At 62.3% G+C, this 25,373-nt stretch carries 19 protein-coding genes; 6 read left to right on the top strand and 13 right to left on the bottom strand.

The window, feature by feature from the left end; translation table 11 throughout:
- Positions 1–89 precede the first annotated feature (89 nt).
- Genes KRR55_RS13250 through KRR55_RS13235 form a run of 4 tightly spaced genes read left to right on the top strand, consistent with a single transcriptional unit; the run spans position 90 to position 6,631 of the window.
- A complete protein-coding gene (locus tag KRR55_RS13250) occupies positions 90–1,436 on the top strand; it encodes an APC family permease (RefSeq protein ID WP_217389567.1) in 1,347 nt (448 codons plus the stop codon).
- A gap of 55 nt (positions 1,437–1,491) precedes the next feature.
- Complete coding sequence (locus tag KRR55_RS13245) at positions 1,492–3,543, top strand: hydantoinase/oxoprolinase family protein (RefSeq protein WP_217389566.1); 2,052 nt, start codon at positions 1,492–1,494, stop codon at positions 3,541–3,543.
- A gap of 2 nt (positions 3,544–3,545) precedes the next feature.
- Positions 3,546–5,222, top strand: a complete 1,677-nt coding sequence (locus KRR55_RS13240; RefSeq protein WP_217389565.1) for a hydantoinase B/oxoprolinase family protein — start codon at positions 3,546–3,548, stop codon at positions 5,220–5,222.
- Positions 5,219–6,631: an NAD(P)/FAD-dependent oxidoreductase gene (locus tag KRR55_RS13235; protein ID WP_217389564.1), complete on the top strand. Its 1,413-nt coding sequence runs from the start codon at positions 5,219–5,221 to the stop codon at positions 6,629–6,631. The genes KRR55_RS13240 and KRR55_RS13235 overlap by 4 nt, the downstream gene beginning before the upstream one ends.
- Before the next feature lie 103 nt (positions 6,632–6,734).
- Here the strand turns inward: KRR55_RS13235 and KRR55_RS13230 are convergent, their stop codons facing one another.
- The 4 genes from KRR55_RS13230 to KRR55_RS13215 all read right to left on the bottom strand — a co-directional run bounded on the left by KRR55_RS13230 (position 6,735) and on the right by KRR55_RS13215 (position 11,353).
- A complete protein-coding gene (locus tag KRR55_RS13230) occupies positions 6,735–8,465 on the bottom strand; it encodes a PHP domain-containing protein (RefSeq protein WP_254456191.1) in 1,731 nt (576 codons plus the stop codon).
- A gap of 402 nt (positions 8,466–8,867) precedes the next feature.
- Positions 8,868–9,602, bottom strand: a complete 735-nt coding sequence (locus KRR55_RS13225; RefSeq protein WP_217389563.1) for a hypothetical protein — start codon at positions 9,600–9,602, stop codon at positions 8,868–8,870.
- A gap of 110 nt (positions 9,603–9,712) precedes the next feature.
- Entirely contained in the window at positions 9,713–10,426 is a 714-nt protein-coding gene (locus KRR55_RS13220) for a cyclodeaminase/cyclohydrolase family protein (protein ID WP_217389562.1), read from the bottom strand.
- A 147-nt stretch (positions 10,427–10,573) separates the two neighbouring features.
- Complete coding sequence (locus tag KRR55_RS13215) at positions 10,574–11,353, bottom strand: type 1 glutamine amidotransferase domain-containing protein (RefSeq protein ID WP_217389561.1); 780 nt, start codon at positions 11,351–11,353, stop codon at positions 10,574–10,576.
- A 365-nt stretch (positions 11,354–11,718) separates the two neighbouring features.
- Here KRR55_RS13215 and KRR55_RS13210 point away from each other — a divergent pair, with 365 nt between their 5' ends.
- Positions 11,719–12,321 carry a hypothetical protein gene (locus KRR55_RS13210; RefSeq protein ID WP_217389560.1) on the top strand — a complete coding sequence of 201 codons (603 nt, stop codon included), beginning with the start codon at positions 11,719–11,721 and terminating at the stop codon, positions 12,319–12,321.
- Between the two features lie 942 nt (positions 12,322–13,263).
- On the opposite strand, the gene KRR55_RS13205 is transcribed toward KRR55_RS13210, so the two are convergent.
- Complete coding sequence (locus KRR55_RS13205) at positions 13,264–14,961, bottom strand: excalibur calcium-binding domain-containing protein (RefSeq protein ID WP_254456190.1); 1,698 nt, start codon at positions 14,959–14,961, stop codon at positions 13,264–13,266.
- Positions 14,962–15,005: 44 nt separating this feature from the next.
- Between KRR55_RS13205 and KRR55_RS13200 the strand changes: the two genes are divergently transcribed.
- Entirely contained in the window at positions 15,006–15,164 is a 159-nt protein-coding gene (locus KRR55_RS13200; RefSeq protein WP_217389559.1) for a hypothetical protein, read from the top strand.
- 320 nt (positions 15,165–15,484) lie between these two features.
- Here the strand turns inward: KRR55_RS13200 and KRR55_RS13195 are convergent, their stop codons facing one another.
- The 8 genes from KRR55_RS13195 to KRR55_RS13160 form a co-directional block, all read right to left on the bottom strand.
- A complete protein-coding gene (locus KRR55_RS13195; protein ID WP_217389558.1) occupies positions 15,485–15,637 on the bottom strand; it encodes a hypothetical protein in 153 nt (50 codons plus the stop codon).
- 262 nt (positions 15,638–15,899) lie between these two features.
- Entirely contained in the window at positions 15,900–18,242 is a 2,343-nt protein-coding gene (locus tag KRR55_RS13190) for a coiled-coil domain-containing protein (RefSeq protein WP_217389557.1), read from the bottom strand.
- 619 nt (positions 18,243–18,861) lie between these two features.
- Positions 18,862–20,457: a tripartite tricarboxylate transporter permease gene (locus KRR55_RS13185; RefSeq protein WP_217389556.1), complete on the bottom strand. Its 1,596-nt coding sequence runs from the start codon at positions 20,455–20,457 to the stop codon at positions 18,862–18,864.
- Positions 20,458–20,471: 14 nt separating this feature from the next.
- Positions 20,472–20,984 carry a tripartite tricarboxylate transporter TctB family protein gene (locus tag KRR55_RS13180; protein WP_217389555.1) on the bottom strand — a complete coding sequence of 171 codons (513 nt, stop codon included), beginning with the start codon at positions 20,982–20,984 and terminating at the stop codon, positions 20,472–20,474.
- A 66-nt stretch (positions 20,985–21,050) separates the two neighbouring features.
- Positions 21,051–22,028, bottom strand: coding sequence for a tripartite tricarboxylate transporter substrate binding protein (locus KRR55_RS13175; RefSeq protein ID WP_217389554.1), 978 nt, complete (start codon positions 22,026–22,028; stop codon positions 21,051–21,053).
- 106 nt (positions 22,029–22,134) lie between these two features.
- Positions 22,135–22,995 (bottom strand): SDR family NAD(P)-dependent oxidoreductase, encoded by an 861-nt coding sequence (locus tag KRR55_RS13170; RefSeq protein WP_217389553.1) that lies wholly within the window; start codon positions 22,993–22,995, stop codon positions 22,135–22,137.
- Entirely contained in the window at positions 22,992–23,762 is a 771-nt protein-coding gene (locus tag KRR55_RS13165; protein WP_217389552.1) for an SDR family NAD(P)-dependent oxidoreductase, read from the bottom strand. Before KRR55_RS13165 ends, KRR55_RS13170 begins: the two co-directional genes overlap by 4 nt.
- A 59-nt stretch (positions 23,763–23,821) precedes the next feature.
- Positions 23,822–25,342, bottom strand: a complete 1,521-nt coding sequence (locus tag KRR55_RS13160; RefSeq protein WP_217389551.1) for a flavin-containing monooxygenase — start codon at positions 25,340–25,342, stop codon at positions 23,822–23,824.
- Positions 25,343–25,373: the final 31 nt, after the last annotated feature.

Raw genomic sequence — 25,373 nt, 5'->3', positions numbered from 1 at the left:
CGCATAAATACGCATGACTGAATCCCGCGGCTGCCCCCACACTGGATGAGCCATATGAGTCACATCACAAGTCGCACCTTGGAGTGAAAATGAGCACTGTCTCCCAAACGACCAAGAGCCCTCGCCTCAAGCGGGTGCTTGGTCTGCCCGCCACCGTCCTGTTCGGCCTGGCCTATATGCTGCCACTGACGGTCTTCACGACCTACGGTATTGTCAACGAACTCACCGAGGGACACATCGTTTCCTCCTACCTGGTGACCCTCGTTGCCATGTTGTTCACGGCAGCCAGCTACGCGCGCATGGTCAAGGCCTTCCCGATGGCGGGGTCCGCATATACGTACACCCGAAAGACCTTGGGTGGGAACGTGGGGTTCTTGGGCGGCTGGGCCCTGTTGCTGGACTACCTCCTCATGCCGATGATCACGTACCTGGTGATCGGCATCTACATGCAGGCCAGCTTCCCCACCGTCTCGCAACCGGTATGGATCATATTGTCGCTGGTCATCGTGACGGCCCTGAATGTCGCCGGTATCAAGATGGTGTCCAAGGCCAGCAGCCTCTTGCTCGTCTTCCAGACCGTTTTCCTGTTGGTGTTTGGCGTAATGGGCATCCGTGCCGCCACGAACAACCCCATGCCGTCCATCGTGGACATGATGATCGGCATGGGGCCGGGAACCACCGCCATCTTCGCGGGCTCCGCCATCCTGTGCCTCTCGTTCCTTGGATTTGACGCGGTGTCATCGCTGGCCGAAGAAACCGTCGATCCCAAGAAGGTCATTCCCAAGGCAATCATCCTGGTCACCCTGCTCGGAGGCGTGCTGTTTGTGGTCATCTCGGTGATCGCCAACCTCGCATTCCCGGACTGGAGCGCCTACACCAGCGTTGACTCCGCTGCGCTGGACGTCACCCATGCCGCAGGAGGCGCATTCCTCGAGGCGTTCTTCACGGCCGCCTACATCGCCGGATGCTTCGGGGCGGTGTTGGCCTCCCAGACCACCGTCTCCCGCATCCTCTACTCGATGGGCCGCGACGGAGTCCTACCGCGAAGGGTCTTTGGCCAATTGCATCCGAGGTTCCAGACCCCTGTCTACTCAACCCTGGTCGTCGGCGCCATCGGCCTGTTCGCGCTGGTCATCGACCTCACCCTGGCCTCCTCACTGATCAGCTTTGGTGCGCTCTCCGCCTTTACGCTCGTGAACATCGCCGTCATCAAGCACTACTACCTCGACCAGAAGTGCCGCTCTGGGCTGGACACGGCCAGATACCTTGCGGCACCGGCCATCGGTGTCTTCCTTTGCCTCTGGCTCTGGACCAGTCTCTCCATGAGCGCCTTCGTCGTCGGATTTATCTGGCTGGCCATTGGCATGGTGTACCTGGCGGTGCTCACCCGCGGATTCCGCAAGGTGCCGCCCGAACTCCCTGTCGCCGACGACTAAAGTCCATGCCTCCCAAGCAGCCACACCCCGCTCCACGCACAACCAAAGGAACACCATGACATCGCTCGCCCAATGGATCGTCAGCATCGACGCCGGCGGAACATTCACGGACGCCATTGCCCACGCCAACGACGGCCGCACGCTGGTCACCAAGACCGCCTCAACACCGGATGACCCGTCCCGAGGTCTGACCAACGCCGTTGCCGAACTCGCTGCACAGGGCATGGACCTGGACGAGGTCAAACTGGTCTGCCACGGCACCACCGTGGCCACCAATGCCACCTTGACCGGAAACCTGGCGCGCGTCGCACTGATCACCACCCGCGGCTTTCGGGATGTCATGGCCTACCGCCAGGGAAGTCGCCCGCAGGTTTACAGCCTGAAACCGGAACGCCCCAACGAACTGGTCGAACGGCACGCGCGTTTCGAAGTCAATGAGCGCATTGCCAGCAACGGCTCGGTGGTGACCGCCCTGCAGCAGGCAGACATCGACGCCGTGCTGGAGAAGATCGAGGCACTGGCACCGGAAGCCATCGCCGTCAGCCTCCTCTTTAGCTACTTGAACCCCGTCCACGAGGACATGCTGCTGGCGGCCCTCGCACAGCGTTTCCCGCACACCCCCGTGACTATTTCGAGCCAGGTGGCCCGAGAATTCCGTGAATACCCGCGCACCGCCACCACGGTAATCAACGCAGCCCTTCGACCTGTCGTCGGGGATTATCTCGAAAGGGCCGCCGGCTCGCTGGCCTCGGGCGGGGTCTTGGCACCGTTCCAGGTCATGCAGTCCAACGGCGGCTGCGTCCCGGCCGGGCGCGCTGCAGGTCAAGCCCACCGCCTGATTCTTTCCGGGCCCGCCGGCGGAGTCTCCGGTCTGTTGCGCGGCGCCGCCGAGCACGGGCTGCCCAACGTCATCAGCCTCGACATGGGCGGAACCAGCGTCGACGTTTGTCTGGTTCGGGGTTCGCAGGCCCCCTATACGAGTAGGCAGGAAGTCCAGGACCACACGCTGATCGCTCCGACGGTGGACATCCACACCATCGGCGCCGGCGGCGGCAGCATCGCCTGGGTGGACCGGACCAAGCGACTGCGCGTGGGCCCGCAGTCGGCCAAGGCCGTCCCGGGGCCGGCAAGCTATGGCCGCGGCGGCACCGCGGCAACACTTACCGACGCCCATGTTGTGCTGGGAACGCTGGGATCCGGCGCGCTGGCCGGGGACCTGAGGCTCGATTACGCTGCGGCCGAAAAGGCCGTGCGAGACATCGGCGACCAGCTGGGCATGGGTGTCATCGAGGCTGCGGAGGCCATCCTGGCCATCGCCATGGCCCACATGGTCCGGGCCGTGCGCAAGGTCAGCGTCGAACGCGGCCTGGATCCGCGCGAATTCTCGCTCTTCCCTTTTGGCGGGGCCGGGCCGCTGCATGCCGGCCTGCTGCTGCGCCACCTGGGACTGTCCAGCGTCGTAGTTCCCCACCAGCCGGGGCTCTACTCCGCCGACGGCCTGCTGGCCGCGGGCCTGCGCATCGACGACTCGCAGACGCTGCTGCGCCCATTCGGCGCGGATGCACTGCCGCCCATCTCCGGGTGGCTTGCCGAACGCCGGGACGAGCTGGTCCGGCAGGTCATCGAAGACGGCGCAGCCCCCGGCAGCGTGCAGGCTTCGGTCACCGTCGACTGCCGCTATCTCGGACAGGGCTACGAGCTCAGCGTGCCCCTGGACGGCACGTCAGTGCAGGACCTGGAACTGATCGCCGAGCGCTTCCACCCGCTGCACCGGGAACTGTACGGGCACAGCTCGGAGCAGGAAACCGTGGAAATCGTCACGGTGCGCCTGGCCGTGACAGGCGGCTTCGACCGTGTGGCACAGCCAGCCCGGGTTGCGGGCACCATGGGCCCTGCCGACGCCGCCATCGTCGGCCGCCGCACCGTCCACCTGCCCGGCACGGGGGAGAGATCGACAACCATTTACGACCGGACCAAGCTCCAGCCCGGCAACACCTTGGCCGGACCTGCCATCATCCAGCAAATGGACGCGACCACAGTCATGCTTGCGGGGCAGTCGGGCCGCGTCACGGCCAACGGAGACATCATCATCACGGAGGACAACTAATCATGACCACACTGACCGAGCACAGCGCCACCGCCCGCGAGCCGGAGGTGGACACCGTGACCTTCGAGGTGCTTTCCTCCGCACTGACCTCCATCGCCGAGGAAATGGGCGTCGTTCTCAAGCGCTCCAGCTACAGCCCAATCATCCGCGACATGGACGACTTCTCCTGCGCCCTGTTCACCGCCGACGGCGACTTGGTCGCCCAGGCCGACTACATCCCCGCGCAGCTTGGCGCCATGTCCCTAGTGGTTAAGGCCATTATCGAGCGCTGGGACGGACGCATCAGCGACGGCGACGCCTTTATCTGCAACCACCCGTTCCTCGGCGCCATGCACCTTCCGGACGTCAACGTGGTGACCCCGATCTTCGTTGACGGGATCCTTTCGGGATGGAGCGGGACGGCTGCCCACCACATCGACGTCGGCGGCGTGAACCCGGGCAGCGAGGGCCCGGAGCTAGAGGACATCTTCGCCGAGGGCCTGATCCTGCCGCCGGTGCGATTGTCCATCGCCGGGGTCGAGAACCCCGACGTCATCTCCATCATCACCGACAACATCCGTGACCCGCTCAGCACCGTCAGCGACCTGCGCGCCCAGCGCGCCGCCTGTGTGCTGGGATACCAGAGACTGAACGAACTCGCCGGGCAGTACGGCCTGGCCGTGGTCAGCTCCGTGATGCGCCGGAACCTGGACGTGGTCGAGCTGGCGGTCCGCAACGCCCTGTTGGATCTGCCCGACGGCGAGGGCGAGGCCGAGGGCTTCCTCGACGACGACGGCCTGGACGGCCCGCCCACCCGCATCCACGCAAAGGTCAGCAAGGTCGGCGACACCCTGCACATCGACCTCTCCGGCTCCAGCGCCCAGGTCCGCGGCGCGATGAACGTGCCCTGGGCCAGCGCCCGCGCCGGCATCGTCTATGCGGTGCGTGCCGTGGTCGCCCCCGATCTGGGGTCCAACGACGGATTATTGCGCGCCGTGGACATCAACGCCCCCCTGGGCTCGGTGCTCAACCCGATGGCCCCGGCGGCGGTGTCGATCCGCCACAACACCTGCCAGCGATTTGCGGACACGTTGATCCGTGCGCTGACCGACATCTGGCCCGAGGCCGCCGTGGGCAGCAGCACCGTCAGCTTCTTCTGCATGAACGTGGGCAGCACCTCTCCGGTCACCGGACGCCCCGCCGTCATGGCCGACGTGGTGGGCGGCGGCACCGGTGCCACCGGCGAGGCCGACGGACTCGACGGGGTAGACACCTACATGTCGAACGTGGGTGTCATGCCGGCCGAGGTCGTGGAAACGAACTACCGCATCAGGATCCTGCGCAACGAGTTTGTCCCCGGATCCCAGGGAACCGGCAGGTTCAACGGCGGGCTGGGGCTGCGTCGAGAATACGAGATCCTTGAGCACCCGCAGCGGGCCACTTTCTACGCGGAACAAACGAAGGCGGGTTTTGCGCCGACGGGTGCCTCCGGGGGAAGCTCCGGCCAGCCGACGAGAATCACGCTTATCTCCCCGGACGGCACCGAAACCATGGTGAAAACCAAGACCTCAACCACCCTGCAGCCCGGAACCATCGTGCGCGTTGAGACCGCCGGAGGGGGCGGCTTCGGGCCGGCCTCGGAGCGCAGCGAGGCGGCACGCGAGTCAGATGAGCGCAACGGATTGCTGGCTTTCCCATGACCAGCCGGAACATGACCAGCAGCGCGGTTGAAGACTCGTTGGCCGGCGCGGTCAACTCCGCGGTGTGGTTCGACGGATTCGAACGCAAACCCGCCAACGTCCTCGTCGGCACCCACGAGTGCGACCTGCTCATCGTCGGGGCCGGTTTCGGCGGCCTCTGGGCCGCGTTGCGCGCCCGGGCACGCCACCCGGATTGGTCGATCACCGTCGTGGACGCTCGGGAAATTGGCAGGGAAGCCTCGGGCCGCAACGGGGGGTTCGTTTCCTACAGCGTGACCCACGGCCTGGCCAACGCCCTGGCCCGATGGCCGGGAGAGGCCGGGAGACTCGAACGCCTGGGTTTGGAGAACCTGCAGGGATTCGCCGAGGACCTTCGGGCTGCCGGCATCGACGGGGGCTTCCGCAAGGCGGGCAAGCTCCAGGTTGCCACGGCACCGCACCAACTGGAGGAACTTGCCGCGTCGGTTGCCACGGCCAAGGAATACGGTCGGCCGCTGGAATTGCTCGATGCGGAGCAGACCCGGGCCCGCATTGATTCGCCGACGTTCATCGGCGGGGTCCTGGACCCGGTCGGCACGTGTCTGGTGGAACCGTACAAGTTGGCGATGGAAATGCGCGACTCGCTGGCGCGGCAGGGTGTGGTGTTCTTCGAACACACGCCGGCCCAGAAACTGGAGACCGACGGGGCGGGGATGCGCGTGCGCACCCCGGCAGGGAGCATCGCGGCGGGCAAGGTCCTGCTGGCCACCAGCGCGTTCCCCTCTTTGTTGCTCCGCAACAGGATGACTACGGTGCCGGTCTACGACTACGCCTTGGCCACGCGGCCGCTTACAGACGAGCAGTTCGAAACGATCGGCTGGCGTTCGCGTGAGGGATTGACCGACTCCGCGAACCAGTTCCACTACTCGCGGGTGACCGCGGACGGGAGAATCCTCTGGGGCGGCTACGACGCGATCTACCACTACGGCCGGCGCATATCCACCGAGTTGGAGAACCGCCCCGAGACCTTCCGGAAACTCGCGGAGCAGTTCTTCGAGACCTTCCCGCAGCTCGATGCGTCATTCAGCCATGCCTGGGGCGGGGTCATCGACACCTCGACGCGGTTCAGCGCGGAGTACGGGACCGCCTTCGGGAAGCGCGTCGCCTATGTCCTCGGGCATACGGGGCTTGGCGTGGGGGCTAGCCGTTTTGCCGCCGACACCATGTTGGATCTGCTTGATGGCCGAGAAACGGAGCGGACCAGGCTTGAAATGGTGAGGCGCCGGGCGGTCCCGTTCCCGCCCGAACCGGTGTGTGCGGCGGGGATCAACCTCACGCGCTACGAGCTGGCCCGCTCAGACCGGAACGGAGGAAAGCGCGGACTCTGGCTCAAGGCCATGGACGCGCTGGGACTGGGATTTGATTCCTGACGTTCAGGCCCTCGCACCCCGCGGCGGCACCCGCCGCCGGGGCACCGCCGACCCGGGGATCGGACCATGCGCGACGGTCCAATTCCCGGGTCGGCAGACTGCCCTAGCGGACCTCGACGAGCACGGGGTTTGCGTAGAACCAGGTGTCGGCCCAGGGGTCCGCGTCTCCGGGATTGTTGCCGTGCGCCTGGGGACCGTGCGGGTCGATTGCGGAGCCGTGGTAGCCCGCCCCGGCGCGTTTGCCGTCCCCGCCGCGGAAGCGCACGTAGAAGGATTCCTGGACGTCCTTGAACACGTGGCGCAGGGTGAAGGTGCCGCGGCGTCCGCTGGTGTTGAACGTGTGCAGGACCCGGGTCTGCGGCGCCCGCAGCTCGTCGGGGTCGGCCACCGGGCCGGTCACGGGCCCGCCGATGATGTCGAGGAACGCGAGGTTCGGGACGATGCCCGCGGCGTTGGCGTAGTCGGTGGTCGTCACCGTGATGGAGACCTCGAGATCGGTGCCGCGGTTCACCGCGGTCCGGGCTCCCAGCGTCACGCCGGGCCCGGCGAATCCCGCCGGCTTGACTCGCACGTCCAGGCCGGCAATCAGGTGCCCGTGGTCCACCCACATGCGGCCCTGGCGCATGGCCTCGAGGACCTCGGCGTAGCCGCGGCCGGTGACGCCGGTGTGGGTGCGGCTGAACTGGCCGGGCCAGTAGTCCGAACCGCCCTGCGGGACCCCGGTTTCCACCGGGTCAGGGCGCTTGCCCTCAACGGACCACTTCTCGAACTCGCTGTCCAGCGAGGTGTAGGGCTCGGTCTGCGGGTAGTCGCCGATCCGCTGGGTGTCGCGGACCGTGAGGTGGTTGTCCGAGTTGCTGGTGATGAAGAAGGGCTTGCCCTCGGCCAGCATCGAGTCCCAGACGCCGCCCACCGTTGCCGTGACCCAGTCGAAGCCGCCGTAGGTGAGGTATTGGTCTTCCCGGTAGCCCGGCCATGAATCGGGGCGGGGACGGTTGGTGTATTCGCCGCGCTGGTCGCCCGGGCCGCCGTTGGTGCCGACGCCGGACCCCTGGGCGCCCGGGGCGCCCTCCATGCCGATCATGATCTCCGGGTCGGCGTCGCGCCACCCGCGCAGCTCGTGGGGCGAGTCAATGCCCAGGCGCATGGGATGGTTCGCCAGGATGACGGCATCCTCGATATAGCCGCTGCGGCGCTGCTCGCCCATCCACGCGATGGCCTGCCGTGCCTTGGCTTCCCACCGGGCGGCCTCCGCCGCGCTGCGGGGCTTTTCCCAGCCGTTGAGCTTGCCGTCCCACACCAATTCGAAGGTCCGGAGAACCTCGACCTCGTTGGGGCCCGGCACCACCAGCACCGAGCAGGGTTCGGCGGCGGGGATGTACCACTCGATGCCCTGGAAGATCAGGATGTCGTCCCGGGACGCGCGCTGCGCGGCGATTTCACGGTTGGAGTTTACGGCGCCGCCGTTGTTGGCATGCCCGAAGTTGCTGTGCTCGGTGAACGCCAGCCAGTCGACCCCGTAGCGGCGGGCGGCGTCGAGTTGCTGCGTGATCTTGTACTTGGCGTCGTGGCTGTATTGGGTATGGACGTGGTGGTCGCCGACCAGCCACGTCAGCTTCGGGTCGTTGCGCTTGGCCCCGGCGCCGTAGCCCAGTGACTTCGCATGGGCGGGACGTGCTTGCGCCGTGCCCCAAGCCGCTGCCCCGAGCAGAGCTGCGCCGGCGGCGAGTACGAGGCGCCGGCTGGTGCCGAAGCCGGCGAGTTCGCGGTCCGCGCTTTCGACGAGCACGGCGTCTGTTGCAGGCTGGGCGTGGTGCGGATGGTTGTCACACAAGGGTGAACTCCTTAGGAAGAAATCGCGGGTCCCGCGAAGCGCAGGGTGGAGTGGAAGGTGCGGACCGATATCGGGATCTGCCGCTAGGGGAGACTACGCGGGCCAGGCAGACTGTAGTTTGCCGCGAGGTGAAGGAGAGGTGGCCGAACCAGGATGCCGCAAGAAGGCGGATAGCGCCCAGGGGAATGCCAGGGCGGCGTCCTGGGCCAGGAGTGCGCGCCGGACCAACGAGTGCTGTCGAAGGCATGAAGACTGGGCCGTGGCCCTTAACGAAGAATTCACCGGTTCCCTTCAAGGGAACCGGTGAAATCGTTTGTACTGAAGTGGGCGACCAGGCCGGTTTCGTGGGGCCATGCGCCGCGGGTCCGGGAACCGGGGTTCCCGGACCCGCGAACGAACAAACTACTTCGAGACGCTCTTCGTGGTCGTTGACGATGCCCACGTGGCGGTCGGGACATGCAAGCGGTAGGTCTTCTTCCTCGACTGCTTGATGGTGACAGTGGCCTTGCCCTTGGACAGGTTGACCGTCTTGAGGGTCTTCCACGTCTTGCCGGACTTCACCTGTAGCTTGGCGCCCTTTGCGTTGTACTGCGTGTAGCGGTACTTGTCCGGTGCGTAGACCGTGGCCTTGGCCGTCAGGGTGACCTTGGAGCCCGAACGCTTGGCGGTCAGTGTGCTCTTGGCCTTTCCGCGGACGTAGAACTTCTTGCTGGTGTTGTCGGTATACGAGCTGTAGTCGGACATGTAGTCCTCGAAGTAGCTGTCGTAGTACTTGTACTCCGCATTGAGGTCGGCAGACCCCACCTTGTAGGTGCCAAGGCCCTGGAACGACGGGCAAATCATGGCACGATCGGTGATCTTGCGCCCTTCAAACCAGAGCATCGTGACCAATCCACCATTTCGGGTGACATCAACCGACCCGAAGGAATCGACAAAGTCCGACTTGACCTTGGTGGAGGCCGTGACGGTGAGGTTCCGGCAGTTCGAGTCTGAAACGGTGATGTTCGAGACCTTGTAGCCGGTGATGTCGATGGGACGTTCGCTGGCCTGTGCCGGCGTGGCCGTCGCGAGCAGGCCGACGGCAAACGCTGCGGCGATGCCGAGGCCGGTGCCTCGGCGCAGTACTGACTTGAACATATGTATTCCCCCAATGGAACGTGCGAGTGGCATGCAGCTAACCACATGCCTGAAACCCAAATCGTACGCAGGTGCCAGGACGGTTTGAAATTGCTGATGCCACGGGGGCGTCACGAATCCGTTTTGTCCGTCACCCGCGCCTGGACCTGGGAGCTCGCTCGGTGTTCCACGCCCTCGGTCGGAGCGGCACGGCGGTCGATTTCCGACGTGAGGGCATCGATGCGCTCCAACGCTGTGTTGAAGTCGCCGACAGTTTTCCAGAGGACCGGATGCTGTTCACGGACCTGATCCAAGGTGCTGCCACCGGAGGTCAGGGCAGCGAGGTCGTAACTGACATTGGTGCGCGCGCCGGCCACAGTGGCCCTGAGCGCGCCGAACGCAACGACGACATCGGCGATGAGCGCGGGATTCCCGTTGACGGCGAGCCACGCCAGAGGCTCGATGGCTTGCTGCGCGTGTTGGCCGAGCACGGCGGATGCCTTGGCAGCGTCAACGGAAGCCCGGGCTATCGCCGCATCACGCTCGGGACCCGGCTCCTGGCGAAACGCCGCTCCGAAGGCCCGGGATGCTGCCGCGTCAGCGTCGGCCAATTGGAGTGCTGTCTTCCGCAGTGCCTGGGCCTGTGATCGAATGCGGCCAAGTACCGCAAGCTCCGGTTCATCGACGGTGCTGTAGCCGGCAACCATTGAAATCAACGACGCTGCGATTCCCAGCATGACCCCGGCTCCGGCACCCCCGCCCGGCGAGCCGGTGGCCTCCTCCAATGCCTGCGTCCATTCCTCAATGGTGGAGCTTTGAGTGGTTATCGCTTCAGTTGCATCCATGCCAGAAAGTCCGCCCTAAGGATCGTGCCGCTGCTGTCACCCCCGTCCCGGGACTGAAAGGGGAATCGATTTTGATCGTGGAGGAAACGACGCCCGGATGGCCGCCCCGTTCCTGGGGAGGCCATCCATTTCTCTGCGTAGGAGGCGTCAGCGCTCGGTGTGGGCTTCGGCTGCCTTCTTGGCGGCCTTCTCCGCGTCCTTCTCGGCACGCAGGGCCTCGGCCTCGTCATGCTCCTCGGCCTTCTCCTGGTGGATGACCTCCGCCAGAAGCTTTTCCATTTCCTTGGCCACGCGGGCCGCGGAGGCGGGGTTCTGGCCGGTCACCAGACGTTCGTCCACTACGACGTTCTCCGTGAAGTTTTCCGCGGGTACATGGGTGGCGCCCTGTTCAGCCAGCCGGTCGGCCAGGAAGAACGGGATGACCTTGTCTTTGCCGACGGCCACCTCCTCGTCGTTGGTGAAGGCCGCGACCCGCCGGTCCTCGACAAGACGGAACCCGTTGGCCAATTCCACGTTTACCAGGCCTGCCGGTCCGTGGCAGACGGCGCCGACCACGCCGCCGGTGTTGTAGATGCTGGACACCAGGTTCTGCAGGCCCTCGCTGTCCGGGAAGTCCCACATGGTGCCGTGGCCTCCCACGAGGTACACCGCGTCGTACTGGCCGGGGTCAACCACGTCGACGCGGGCCGTGTTGTAGAGGCCGGCCCGGGTGGTCTCGTCCTCCGTGAAGGCAACCTGGATGGGATCTTCCGGGTCCACCGTGTCGCGCGGGGGCTGGCCGCCCTGGATGGACGCGAAGTCGACGAAATGCCCGGAATCCTTGAAGACCTTCCAGGGGTGTGCAGCCTCGGCCACGTTGTAGCCGGTCTTCTCTCCCGTATCGCCGATCTCGGAAACGCTGGTAAGTACCATGAGGATTTTCTTCATGAAGTGCTCCTTTCGTCCATTTCCCACCCTAGGCGTGCACTTGACGACTGGCCAGCGTCCCGCATGGACCTCCACCCAGAGCTGGGCCGTGAACACCTGACAACGCGGATATTCGAATGCCGAATCTAGGCGGAGTGGCGACGAATCATTTAACCCCAGGCCACCGCTTCCCACCATCAAACTTGGTTCACCCGATGGTGGAGCGCGGAGGTGAGTGCATTCCTTCGCGTCTGGACGGCGTCATCCACGGTGGCGAGCCGGTTGGTCGCGTCGTCGATGTCCGCGGATCCCCGGCCGGGGACTGGGATAGGCTCTCTTTGGGCTGGAGTAAGCATTGACTCCAACGGTAAGGGGCGGGGAATTCAATGGAACTACTGGGCAACATTAGCCGCGACCAATTCCACATTTATTCGTGGGGTATCGCCGCCGCATTTTTGCTAGTGGTCGGCATTTTGCGCTGGCGCAGCCTTCATTGGACTGTGTTTGGTTCCGTCATGCTTTTCGCCGCGCTCAATGCTGGTGCCGGGATCTACGTCCTTAACCATGTTGGTGATTCGCGCTGGTCTGCCGGGGGAGAACCTTCGCAGAGCGCTCCGTCGTTTGCCGAAACACCAGTCGTGGGGGAGTACTTGGTCCCGCTGGATTCCGCTCTGCAAGCAGTGGTCGGCGGAATGAACGAGTTTCTGGCGTTCAAGCAGGCGCTACCAGTAGCACTTGAATTCCTTGGCACGTCCGGCTCGGCCCTACTGGTGTCAGTCCCTGTGGCGGTAATAGCCATGTTCATCAGTTTCTTCGTAGCCAGGCGCCGCAAAGCAGACTTTGAAAAGTATCGTGCCACTGTTGACCAGCTCAAAGATGAGCTTGAGCAGGTTAAATTACAGATCGCTGCCGGCAATTTCGCTTTCCCTGCATTCCGAACACCGGACGACGTCACCGATGTCTTACCTAGGCTGACACGCGGAGGTTGATTCAGGTGGGTGCTGGAAGTGGCGTAAGCGCCTCGCATACCCTTGATCGAACGATCCCAAACGAGCACAGGCCGCTGTCGAATCCCTTTTGGCGGGCTCAAGAAAAAAATCCTGCGCTTCCCGGTGTGGCAGCACAACGTGTTCGTCGTGTAGTGGGCTGGGCCAGGGAGAAGATCCGACGCCGATGACGCCGCCGACGCCGAAGGCTGTTCATTTCCACAGTCCCAGGGACTTGTGCAAGCCTCTGTGTTTGTTCTGTTCCTCGATCTCGTCGATGGGCTTTCGCCGCATGATGGACTGCGATTTGCCTTTGCCGTTCATGGGGGACTCCTGCGTTGACCTGTGCAGCATTTCGGCTGGCCGTGACGCAAGCGGTCGCATCAAAATAGTATTCAAGAGTGACCGCCATTTATGAAGACCCCGAAGGCTGTTCGGCGGGCGTGGGCCAGTCGACGATCTTGACCGCGAGCGGCAGAATCACAGGCCGCTCTCGTCGACCTCTTCGCGGGCGCGGGCGGGGGCATTGACTGGGAACGAAGGTGGAACCAACTTTAGGAATACACACATCCGCTCACACCGTGGCGCATATGGACACGATGTAGAACGGCGATAGCTTCCCGCTAGTACCGGAAGTCAGTGCTGAAATCGAGTTCTTTATTACGGCACCGCACACGACTGCAGCTTGCGGCAGTGGCGGTGATCGATCGCCGGCCCTTGCCTCTTCGGCAGACTGGAGAGGCAAGGGGGCAGGGGGGGAAAAGCACGATGCCGATACTGCTGCCAACTTCCACGATTTCACATGTGCAATTATCGGCGATTAGACCTGAAACATCCCGGGAATCATGCTCAGCGCAAGCGACGGCAAGATTCCCGGGACTGGTCCTAACGATGAATAGGGGCCCAATCGGGAAGGTGGGGTTGATATCCGTATTTCCTCGATGATTATTCGCAGCCTACGCCGTCCCCATCCCGGTCAAGGCGCGAGTGGTATCCGGGGTCGCCGTAATAGATGGGAGCGGCGTCGGCGTTGCGCACTGCTGTGCAGTTCGCGTATCCGCCCGTTGGCGCACGATTCACCGGAGGCTTCGGTTTTGGTTTCGCTGTTGGTTTGGCTACCTGCACCGAGTTGCTGCTCGCGGATGCCTTGGCATGGTTTTTGCGAGAGACGCTGACGCGGGAACTGATTTTCTTGCCTCGGTCGGCTGCGACGACTTTGTAGGTTCGTTTGTTGGCGGCCTTGATCTTTTTTCCGTTTCTATACCACTGGTAAGAGTACGTGCTGGCCCGGGGAGACCAGGTTCCATTCGAAACACTGAGAACGGATCCGGATTTCGCCTTCCCACTAATCTTCGGCAAGGACTTGGGAACGATTTTTCCAAGGGAAATCTTGCTTGCGGTCGTAGTGGACGATGTGGAGTGGTAGCCCGGACGCGAAGCTCGGACCGTGACGCTGATGTTCTTCCCGATGTCCGTTGCCGACATTTTCAAAGCGCTTTTGGTGGCACCCTTGATTTTCTTGCCATTTCGATGCCACTGGTATCCGTAGGAGGTGGGTGAAACCGAATACTTGCCTGCGGACACCTTCAACGTCTGTCCATACGACTTCCGTCCGGCGATCGAAGCGCGTTTGGTGTTCTTGATCGTCGCCTTCGAGACACTCACGGGGATCGAGGACAGGAGCTGACTCTTGTACCCCGCCTTTGTCAGGCTGACACGTGACTGGATGCGTTTTCCCACGTCAGCTACAGTCAGCTTGTAGGAGCTTTTGGAAGCGCTGGTGATTCTTTTCCCGGAGCGCAGCCACTGATACGACGTTGACACACCGGCTGGCACGGCAAGCTTGGAGATCAACGTGCTGTCGGTGGTCTTGCCGCCGATCAATACGGGGGCCTTGATAGCTGGGAGCAAGCATTCGCCCACTGATTTAGGCGCAGACTGCCTTGCAACGGGAAGCACGGATCCCAGGGATCCCGTCACTCGCACGGAAATGCTCTGGTCCAGATCGCTCGCTTGAATCCTGTATGTGGTCCTTGTTGCCCTGGCAACCGGCTGCCCGCCGCGGAGCCACTGGTATGACAGACGGGATCCTTCCGGCATCCACAAGCCCGGGTGTACGGAGAGTGTGTTGCCTACACAGGCCGTACCACTCAGGGTCGGTATAGGCGTTTCCACAAATCCTGCAGCGCCGATCACTCCATAGTCGAAAGTCGCCCTGGTTTCATAAAGGTCGCCGGATTCCTGTGATGAATAGGCGATGGCGTGCAGTTTCTTACCTTTTGAGTCTAAAGGCAGATGAAGCATAAACTCATCGGCAAAATCGGGGTACTCGAGAAGCAATTCGTCGCCAACAAAGAACGTGAGGCTCACGTAGTTGCCGTTGTACACCGTTCCATAGAGCATGTTCTCCATGACGACTGATACAGCGTTTCCTTCAACTATTGCACCTGCGATGGCCGGAATATCGGCATATTCGAAGATATGGTCCGGTCCGTCATACCACCCCTCGTATTTGACGCTCGAAACTTGATAGTTTTTGGCCTTGCTGATGAACCCCTCGTACGTGACGAACTCTGGATCGGCGCTAGCTGGCAATGAAGAAGTCGTGAGAACCAAGGCCGTTGACGCGACTGCAATGAACAAATGCCGGAGGGCACGTTTGATTCCGGCAGGCGCAAAAGCGCCCCATGAGTTTCCCAAATTTCCCCCTGTGGAAATACCAAAAAATGATCGAAAATCGTCACCGCATATTGGCGCAATATTCGTATCCTACTTCACCGGCAGTGCCTATGGCGGTGCGTGGTGTGGGGGTGAAAGAGGCGGGAAGCGGTTTAGCTGATAAATAGCGAGGATATTGACAATGAACCCGTCCAAACTAATGGCAAGCAACCAGGTCTTGGTTTCGCAGGTTCACGCGCAAGGCCCATACTTTAGGCTCCTTTTGCGTGGTTGCTGCGCAAATCGCGAGTAGTGATTGCCTTGGCTTGTACGACTCTACTGAAAGCCTTCCCCGCTTTCCACGCGGAAGTTGCTGATCGAAGCCTTGGCGTAATCGCCAATGGCGGGCGCGCAAGTCGATGGTGAGGCCCAGTTCGACGGCTGCCTTCACGGTATCTCCGAGCGAGGGGCAAATTGTTTGCAGAAAGGTGGAAGCTATGCCTGCGATTCAGGTGACGCGCTGGGATGTTCCGTGGTGCTCGGCTTCGGTGGACTCAGCCGGGAGCAGCCCGATGATGAACAGGATCAGCCCGGCCTTGATCGCGAGGAAGGCGGCGAAATAGTCGGAGGTGTCGATGGCCACGACCGCCACGATGGCCATTTACTTCAGCAAAAGGCTTCGCCGAGCAAACCCCGCCGGTGGCCCATGAACCGGCCCTGGTGGATATAACTTTGCCGACCCTTGTTTCGATCACTTGCGTCCCGGTACGTGTGGCCCCCGGAAAGGAGTCATCCAAACCTGTCACGGTCAGCCCTGCCGGGCACGCAGGAAAGGACCGGCCATGGCGGCCGATCCCTTCCTGCCCGTCCGAACCGTTCCCGCGGCGGCGATGCCCCGCGGGACGGACCTGTCGGGCGCTCGATCAGGCGACGCAGCCCCCGAGCGCTATTTGCCCATCGATGGCCCGGATCTGGTTCTGGACCGTGCCGAGCTGGTCCTGCAGTCCGATGACGGTTTTCTTCTGCGCTGCAATGGCGTCCTTGTTTGCGCCCTTCTTCGCCTGAAGCGTGCTGAGCTCCGCCTGGGCGTTCGTAACCTGGACGTCGAGCCTGGTCAGCTGTGCCTGCAGGTCTTTCAACTGGTTCTCGGTGGCGCTGATTTCGCCGTTGAGCCCGTTCAGCTGCGCCAGTAGCGGAGCCACCCTCGTCTGGAGGTCGAGAATTTCGGCTTCCTTCGAGGCGATCTGGCCGTTGAGCCCGGTGAGGTTCGCCACCAGCTTGTCCATGTCGCCATTGAGGGCCGCGATCTCGCCTTGCTTCGCAGTCACCGCGGCGTTGGCGTCGGGTACAGCCTTCGCGAGGGCCGGCAACTGGTCCTGCAGGTCCTGGAGCTCGGCGGCCTTCGTGTCGACGGCGGATTGCGCGGCGGTGTGGGCAGCAGTGGCGCCGGCCAGATCCTCCTTCAGCCCGTCGAGGACTAGCCTCTGCGCGGCGATGGCCTCCTGGCTGGCAGCAAGACCCTCGGTCAGCGTCGGCAATGCTGCTTCGAGGTCCGTCAGGACCTGCTGCTGCGCCGTGACGGCAGCCGCGGCGTCGGCCGCGGCTGCCTCAAGCGTGGGCAGCCCGCCCTGCAGCTCCGCGAGCTCGTCGGACTTGGTGGTTACGGCACCGTTGGCTGCCGTGTCGGCAGCCTGGAGGGCGGGGATTTGGTCCTTGAGGGCGGCGATCTCGGCTTGCTTCGTCGAGACTGCGTCATTGGCGGCGGTCAGGGAGGCCTGGAGCGGCGCCGCCTGCTGCTGCAGGGCGCTGCTCTCCTGCTGCTTGGACAGGAGGTGGGAATTGAGGGTGGTGACCGCGTTTTGGAGCGTCGTCAGATCTCCCTGGTACCCGGCAATCGTGGCGCTTTTGGTGCTGATCTGGGCGTTTACTACTGCCAGTTCGTCTTGCTTGGCCTTCCGCAGTGCCAGCAGACGAGCCCTCTCGTCGCTGTTGCCTTTGAGGTCCGAGATCTGCTTGGTGAGATCTGCGATGTCGGCTTCCAGCGTTGTCCTGCTGGCGGCCAGCGCCGCGAGCTCCTGCTGCGCCGTCGCAAGCTGGGCCTGCTTGGCCGTGATGTCGGCGTTCTTCGCGGTGACTTGCTGTTGGAGTGCTGCGATTTCCGCCGTCACGGTGGCGAGCTTATCGTCGTTGGCCGTGACCGCCGCGGCAGCGCCGTCGGCCGCGGACCGCAAGGTATCGAGTTCCACCTGCGCAGTGTCGATCGCGGCGTTCTTGGCCGCGAGTGCATCGGCGGCGTCCAGCGCTTCCGTCTGCAGCGCGGTCAGTTCGGCCGTGGCTGTGGAGACCGCGGCGTTTTTGGCAGCGACATCGGCAGCGGCGTCGGCTGCACGTCGTTGAACGTCGGCCAACGTCGATTTGGCGTCGCCGATCTTGGCCAGCTGGGCGTCGACCTCCGCCTGGGCGGCGGTGCCTGCCCCCTCAAGGTTTCGCAGTTCGGTCTCGGCGTCGCTGACGGCCTGCTGTGCGCCGCCAACGGCGGCTGCGGCAGCCTCTGCCGTGTCGGACAGTTCCGTCAGCTCGCGCTCCGCCTGGGCGATCTCGGTGTTTTTCACCGCAAGCGCTTCTGCTGCCGCGGTTGCGGCGGCCTCGAGTGCTGCTCGTTCGACCTCCGCGGCGCTGATCTGGGCTTTTTTCTCAACGATCCGGGCCTCGACGTCCTCGGCGCTCCGCTGCAATTGCGCGGCTGCCTCCGTGGCCAGCGCTTCTGCTTCCTGCAGCGGTGCCAGCTGGTTTTCGGTGGTCAGTTTTTGCGCCTGCAGCTCCGCCAGCGCGCCTTGCGCGGCGAGGACGGCGTCGTTGGTGGTGGATTGCTGGGCCTCAAGCTCGGTGAGGTTCTCACCGGCAGTCTTGAGTTTGGCATCGAGGTCCAGGCCCTCGGCGTCCAGCGCCGAAATGGCTGACTCTGCGTCGGCGATCTGGGCCTTTAGGCTGTCGGCGTTGGCCTGCAGCTGCGTCCGCTCGCCCTGGAGCCGGGCGATGATGTCGGCGTTCTTCTTGGCGGATGCCTTGAGCAGGTTCTCTTGCACGGTTCCGCGGTGAGCCAACTGGTTCACCACCCCTGTGCAGATGCCTGTGGCGGCGCCGGTGGAACCGGTGGCTGCTGTTGCCGATGGAGCGAACAGCAGCATGCTGGTGAGGATGCCGGGCACGACGATGGCGGCGGCCAGCCGGCGGGTGAAGACAGAGTGATTCGACGGATTGAGCATTGAGTCCCCCCAAGGACTTGGAAAAATGCGGCCCCCCCTGGGCCGAATCGGTAATGTCGACTCTAGGTGCGGGGCAAGGCCATCCGGCAGGGTCGGTCATACTCGATTCTTGGTTTTTGCTACCTGTTTTTCCGCCGGGTGTACTCAGTTTTGGTGGCTGTTTCGTTCCACACCCCGCATTGTTGGCGCGGGGGAGAGCCAAGCACAGGACCCCGCATGGTCAGGATGCCTGGCCGTCCCGATAGGTGTTCATTGAACGGCGTGCCCAGTCCCTGTGGACAACTGAAGCGGATCTCCTTCAATTGCTGTCCGTGTACGTTTTGTGTTTCCGTCGGTCGCAGGGGGCGGCCGAGGACACGGCTAGAATGTCCTCCGCCGTCGCGGATCCTGCCCGACAGAATCTGTTGGCCTGATTTGGTGCCGAAACTTGCTGGTCCATCACCCGTGCATCCCCTGAGGATGCAAGGGCGATGCGTTCGATCGCCTTATCCCACCAGCGCCATGATTTTTGGTGGCTGACATCATGAGATGTATGCGCTGTGGCAGGTGTGGCTTTAAACGCCGCAATCTGGACCTTGACCGGTCCAGATTGCGGCGCGTGGGGATCAAACAGTAATGATCACTTGGTGTTTTCGGTGACCTTTTCGTTTTGAGATTCACCGCTTGCTGTGGAGCGATCGCCGGAGCCCGCCGCTGTCGTGGAGTCGGCGATCTGCGAAGGCAGGACAGGAGCAGGGCGCTTCTTGAGCCGGCCGCCGAAGACCTTGAAGCCAATCATCACGAGGATGACCGCAAAGATAATTGCGGAGGCCGGGTCGGTGATGAAGATGTCCAAGCTTCCGCCCGAAATTAGCATCGACTGGCGGAACGACTTTTCGAGGATGGGTCCAAGAACGAATGCGAGAACCAATGGTGCAGGATCAAAGCCGGTCTTGGACATGATCCACCCCAAGACACCGAAGGCCAATACTACCCACATGTCAAAGGAGCTGTTGTTTATGGAGTACACGCCGATCAACACGATCAGCAGCGAGAAAGCCACCAGTATTCCCTGGCGCACGCGGAGCATCTGGATGAAGACGCCCACCAACGGGACATTGAGAATCAAGAGCATCAAGTTCCCGACATACATCGAAGCGATCACGCCCCAGAACAAGCCGGAATGTTCCGTCATCAGCTGCGGGCCCGGAGTGATGCCGTGCATCAGGAGAGCACCGAAAATCATGGCCAGGACGACGTTGGAAGGGATTCCCAACACGAGCAGGGGGATAAACGCGGAGGAGGAAGATGCGTTGTTCGCCGTTTCCGGTCCGGCCACGCCTTCGATTGCTCCCTTGCCGAAGCGAGAGGGGTCCTTGGCAAGTTTCTTTTCCGTGGCGTACGAAGCCAAGGAGGAAATGACGCCACCACCACCGGGCAGGATACCGATGAAGAATCCCAAGGCCGAGCCCCGGCCGATGGCCCCGGCCGAGTCCTTCATGTCTTTGCGCGAAGGCCAAATGTTCTTGATCTTGGTTTTGATGACCTGTGCTTTTTCGGTCTGTTCCAGGGTCTTGATCAACTCGGCGACACCGAATAGACCCATGGCTACGGCCACGAAGTCCAACCCGCCGAGCAGCGGAACCTGTCCAAACGTGAATCGTGCCGATCCATCGATCGGATCCTGTCCCACGGTGGCAAGCAGGAGACCGACGGCGGCCATGCAGACGCTCTTGATGGCCGAACCGGTGCCCAGTGAGGTGACCAGGAAAAGCCCCATGATCATCAGGGCAACAAAAGCCGATGGTCCCATGGAAAGGGCGATTCTTGCCAGCATTGGTGCCATGAACGTTAGTCCGATGATGGCGACGGTGCCACCAATGAACGAGCCAATGGCGGCGATTCCAAGCGCGGTGCCGGCGCGTCCCTGTTTGGTCATTTGGTAGCCATCAAAGGTCGTGACGACCGAGGCTGCCTCACCGGGCAGCCGCAAGAGGACTGAGGTGATGGTTCCGCCATACATTGATCCGTAGTAGATGCCTGCCAACATGATTATGGAGGCGGTTGGATCCATTGTGTAGGTGATCGGGAGCAACAAGGCGATGGTCGCCGTTGGGCCGAGGCCCGGAAGTACTCCAATAGCGGTTCCGATGACGACACCGATGAAAACGAATAGTAGATTCGTGGGATCGAAGGCAATGGAGAAGCCATTGCCGAGGTTACTCAGGGTATCCATGAACAGGGTCCGTTCTAGAGGAAGTGGCCGAGAAGAAGATCTCTAGGGAAGGGAACGCCCAGGAGGGTGTCGAAAATGATGTGGAGCACCAGCGGGCCCGCAAGCGACAAGATGATCGTCGTCCTTAAGGTTTCCCCGCCGTAAACACGCAACCAGAGAAGCATCATCAACACGGCCGGAATGAAAAAGCCGACGAGGTTGAAGAGAACGACGAAGGCGCACAGGCTGGCCACGCCGGTGGCAACGCCAATGCTCTTGCTGGTCCACGCTTCCAGGGGTTCCTCGCCCGGCAAGGCGATGATGACGATGGAACTGAGGACGATCGTCAGCGCGGTAACCAAGGGCCAGAGGCCTGGTCCAGGATGCTGCAAGGTTCCCAATTCGAGCCTGATAGATCCCACTGTGGCCAAGACGCCAAATGCGAACAACACCAGGGGCGCTATTCTGCGCCCGGCAATTCTGCGTCCGGCTCGATCCGTGCGCTTCAGCGGTACGTCTTGTATCGCTGTCACTGGAGAAGAGACCATTATTTCTCCTTATCTGTGGTCGACCGAGCCGGCCGACGAGAGTGTACTTGCTGGGGTTTGCGTCTACTACTTGGAGAGAATCGGTGCGTAGCGGGTTTCCATGGTTTCGAAGACCTTGGCCGTGTCAGCTCCATCGGTGAATTCATTGGGCACGAAGCGATCACCGATCTGCTTAATGACATCTTCGTCAGTCAGGCAGGTTTTTACTCCTGCTTCGATCTTCGAAGCAATTTCCTCGGGGAGGTCCTTGGGGGCAAAGAGTCCATACACGGAGGTCGTCTTGACGTCGTAGCCGGACTCAATGGTGGTGGGGACCTTCGGGTAGGCCTCGGAGCGTACCTCTCCGGCGGCAGCAAGCGGCACGATGGCCCCGGCCTTCACCTGGGACTCCACATCTACGTGGTCGTTGATGAAGCCAGCATCAATGTGGCCGCCCAGCAGGTTGGTGATGAGCTCGGTGCTTCCTGAAGTGGGGACCAAGGCAAACTCGATGCCGGTGTCTTGCTGCAGGCGCTTTAGTTCGATGGCTAGCGAGCTGGTGGCTCCCGGCACTCCGATAGAAATAGTGCCAGGGTTGGCCTTGGCAGCCTCGAAGAGGGCTGCAATATCCTTGTATTCCGAGTTCTTGGAAACTGCGAAGAGGGTCGGAATTTCTGCCATGGTCCCAAGGGCACGGAAGTCTTCGCGGGTGTATGACAGGTCGTTGCTCATAGGGTTAAGCACCAGAGGCCCATTGGTGCTCAGGCCCACGGTATATCCATCGGGTTTTGCGCTGGCAACCTTTTGCATGGCCACGGCGCCAGCACCGCTTTCCTGGTTTTCCACTACGAAGGTGCCACCGAGTTGTTCCCCCAAGCAAGCCCCGTAGGAGCGTGCTGTGGTGTCGGAAGGCCCACCCGCTGCATACGGCATCATGAAAGTGACTGGCTTTGACGGGTAATCCTCCGTGGATGCTACAGAAGAACTGGAACATGCGGCCATCGAAAGTGCTATGCCGGCGATCCCCAGACCTGCCGTAACGGTTTGAAAGCGTTTCTTGATCATGCTGTCCTCAGTTCGATTTTGGAATTGTGAGAGTTCAATCCGCAAGGAGTGTCCTCTCAGTTATAGATGATTGTGATTCGAAGCACAACCAGAAGTCAGAAGATTTCTAGGTTCTTGGGGGAGCCAATCCGGCTTCCCAGGCTGTGACATTGCGTCGAGCCCGACCGGCCATAAACCTGTCCCATAGTGGCCCGGTCGATAACCAGCGCAGTGGGTCAAAGAGTGCCAGTGCGCCGGGAATGAAGACCTTGCGCTTGCGGTGTTCCATGGCCCCTACCAAGTGTTGGGCGCATTCCTTAGTCGAGGACACCACACTGAAGGGCCAAGGAAGCGAACGGCCTTCCGCGCCTCGCGCGCTGCTTCCGCTGATCATCCCGGTGCTGACCCATGCCGGATGCGCCACCCCCACCGCTACGCCCTTATGCGCGAGCTCCAAGCGCAAGGCGCCTCCGAATGCCTCCACGCCGGATTTGGAGGCTGCATAGGCATTCGCGCGTGGGACATTCTTCAGTGCCGCTGCCGAGCTCATCAACAGCACGTACCCCTGCGATCTGGTGACTTCCTTGAGACAAGCCTTGACCGTGCGCATGACACCGCAGAGGTTGATATCGATGATGCGCGTCAGGGCCTCGATATCCGAGGCGGCTACCGTGGAGGCACTGCCGATGCCGGCGCAGGCAAAGACCACATCGATGGCGCCGAAGTGCTCGACGGTTCGCGCGACGGCGTCTTGGAGCGAGGAATAGTCGCCCACATCGGCCACGATTCCCAGATGATCCCCGGGAAGTCGATCGACGATGGCCTCAAGCGTGGACTGGTCGCGGTCAATCAGTGCCGTCTTGGCGCCGAACAAGGCGAGTTCCTCGACCGTGGCCAAGGCGATCCCGCCGGCGGCCCCGGTGATAAACACGACCTTGCCCGCAAGCGACTCTGAGCGGTCCCTGGACCGTAGGAACTTGCCGCTCATCCCATGTACGACCCGCCGTTGACATCAACGGTCACCCCGGTGACAAAGCCGTTGTCCGAGGCCGCCAAGTACTGCACGGCCTGGGCGACATCATTGGCGCTGCCCAAGCGACCCACCGGGATGCGGCTCAGGTACGCGTTGTTCACATCATCCGAGACACTTCCGACCATGCCGACCCCGATGCGTCCCGGGGCGATCGCGTTCACCGTGATGCCGTCGGGAGCCAACTCCCGGGCGAAGTAACGTGTGACGCCGAGCAGGCCGGTCTTGGTTGCGGCGTAGTGGACTCCGCCTAGGCGACCGCCGTCCCGGCCGGCCAGGGATGACATGTTGACGATGCGACCGAACTTGGCCTGCTTCATCAAGGGGGCCAGTGCCTGGATGCCCAGGAACGGTCCAGTGAGGTTGACTTCTAAGACCCGGCTCCATTCGTCATAAGGAACGTCAACGCCGGGGATACGCTCGCCGTCGCGCTTCGGGGAAATTCCGGCGTTGTTCACCAGTATGATTTCCTTGGCCCCGCTCGCGACGGTCTGAGCGGCGATCTGCGCCCACGATGCGGGATCAGTGACATCACCTTGGAGGGTCTGTAGTTGGGTGGTGCTGGTCCCGAGTTTGGAGCGCAGGGCGGAAAGCGCTTCGGCTACAGCGTCGACGGCGATGACCGTATCCCCGGTGGCGAGGAATGACTCGACAATTCCTTGGCCGATTCCGCCTGCCGCGCCAGTTACGACGACGCACCGCGCCGGTGTAGTGGTGATGCTCAACATGTGCTCCTTGGACGTTGGATGTCGTGGTTCACCAGAAACTCTTTCATGGTGTTTTGCTAGTGTGCTTCTGCCAGAACGGGTTCCGTCAGCGAGATGTTCGCCTGTTCCAGATATGGTTCCGGAGTGAATGCGGAGTTCACTTGGCGGAAGGTGTAGGCCGGTTCGGGCCAGAGTGTCGTTAGCCGGCCATTGCGGGCGTCGACATACCAGCTCTTGCACCCGCCCTCGAGCCATACCGTTCCCTGGGCTAACCTGTCGACTTCATCCATGAAAGCCTCTTCGGCTTCCTCGCTCACCTCCAGTGCGACCAATCCCTGGTCGTCGCGGTAGTTCAGTGCCTGCATGATGTAGTCGATCTGGGATTCGGCGATATACACCGCTGAATTGTGTCCCAGGCCAGTATTGGGCCCGTTGATGATCCATAGATTCGGGAAGCCGTGTACGGCACTGGTGGCGTAGGCCTGCATGCCGGTGGCCCACTGGTCGCTCAGCGGTTTTCCTTCTCGGCCGTGGAGCAGGTAGGCGATCGGCAAGTCGGTGGCCTCGAAGCCGGTGCAGGCGATGATGACATCCAGCTCATGTTCCTGCCCCGATGCCGTGCGGATGCCTGTGGCTGTGACCTCTGCAATGCCATTGGTTTCCAATTCGACATGGCCCAACAGGAAGGTGGGGTAGTAATCGCTGGACTTGAGCACGCGCTTGCACCCAAAGGTGTAGTCCGGGGTCAGTTTTTCGCGTAGAACGGGATCCTGGATTTCGCGATGCAAGTGGTCAAGGGCGACCTGCGCCGCCGCCGACACCAGGGATGGGGTGTTGCGTCGTTGGGCGTAGCGTTCCTCATTGGCCCAAAACATTTCCTCGCGCAGTTCCTGCATCGTTTCGGGCCGCTTGCGGAACAACCCCTTTTCGGCGTCCGTGTAAGCGCGGTCCGGACGCGGGGTGACATACGGCGCCGAGCGTTGGAAAGACACAACCTCTGATGCCACCTTCGCGATTTCCGGGAGGACCTGGATGGCCGTTGCCCCCGATCCGATGATGCCCACCCGTTTGCCAGCCAGGTCGACCTCGTCATTCCACTGTGCGGAGTGGAAGAGCTCCCCGGTGAAGTCACCGATCCCGGCGATGCTGGGGAACTTGGGTTCCGAAAGGTGACCTACCGCAGTCACGAGATTCTTCGCAAAATACTCGACGCCGCCGGCGCTTACCCGCCAGCCCCCCGCCGTTTCATCCCAGCGGGCGTCGGTTACCTCGGCATCGAAAACAATGCGATCCAGCAGGCCCTCTTCCTTGGCCACGCCGCGCATGTAGTCCAGGATCTCACGCTGCGGCGCAAAGGTGTGTGACCATTCCGGGTTGGGACGGAAGGAAAATGAATAGAGGTGTGAGGGGACATCGCAGGCTGCGCCCGGATAGTGGTTATCGCGCCAGGTGCCCCCGACATCTTTCCCACGTTCCAGAATAAGGAAAGAGTGCTTGGCCTCGCGTGCCAGTTTCGTGCCCATGCCCAGTCCGCCAAAACCGGCACCGATAATGATGACATCAACACTTGAAACGCGCGATTTCGTGTTTGCTTCCACGTGATTCTCCAATTTGTTCGTTGCGTGCTTG

Source organism: Paeniglutamicibacter quisquiliarum (assembly GCF_019084045.1).
Taxonomy (GTDB): Bacteria; Actinomycetota; Actinomycetes; order Actinomycetales; family Micrococcaceae; genus Paeniglutamicibacter; species Paeniglutamicibacter quisquiliarum.
This window is presented reverse-complemented; position numbering and strand designations above follow the sequence as displayed.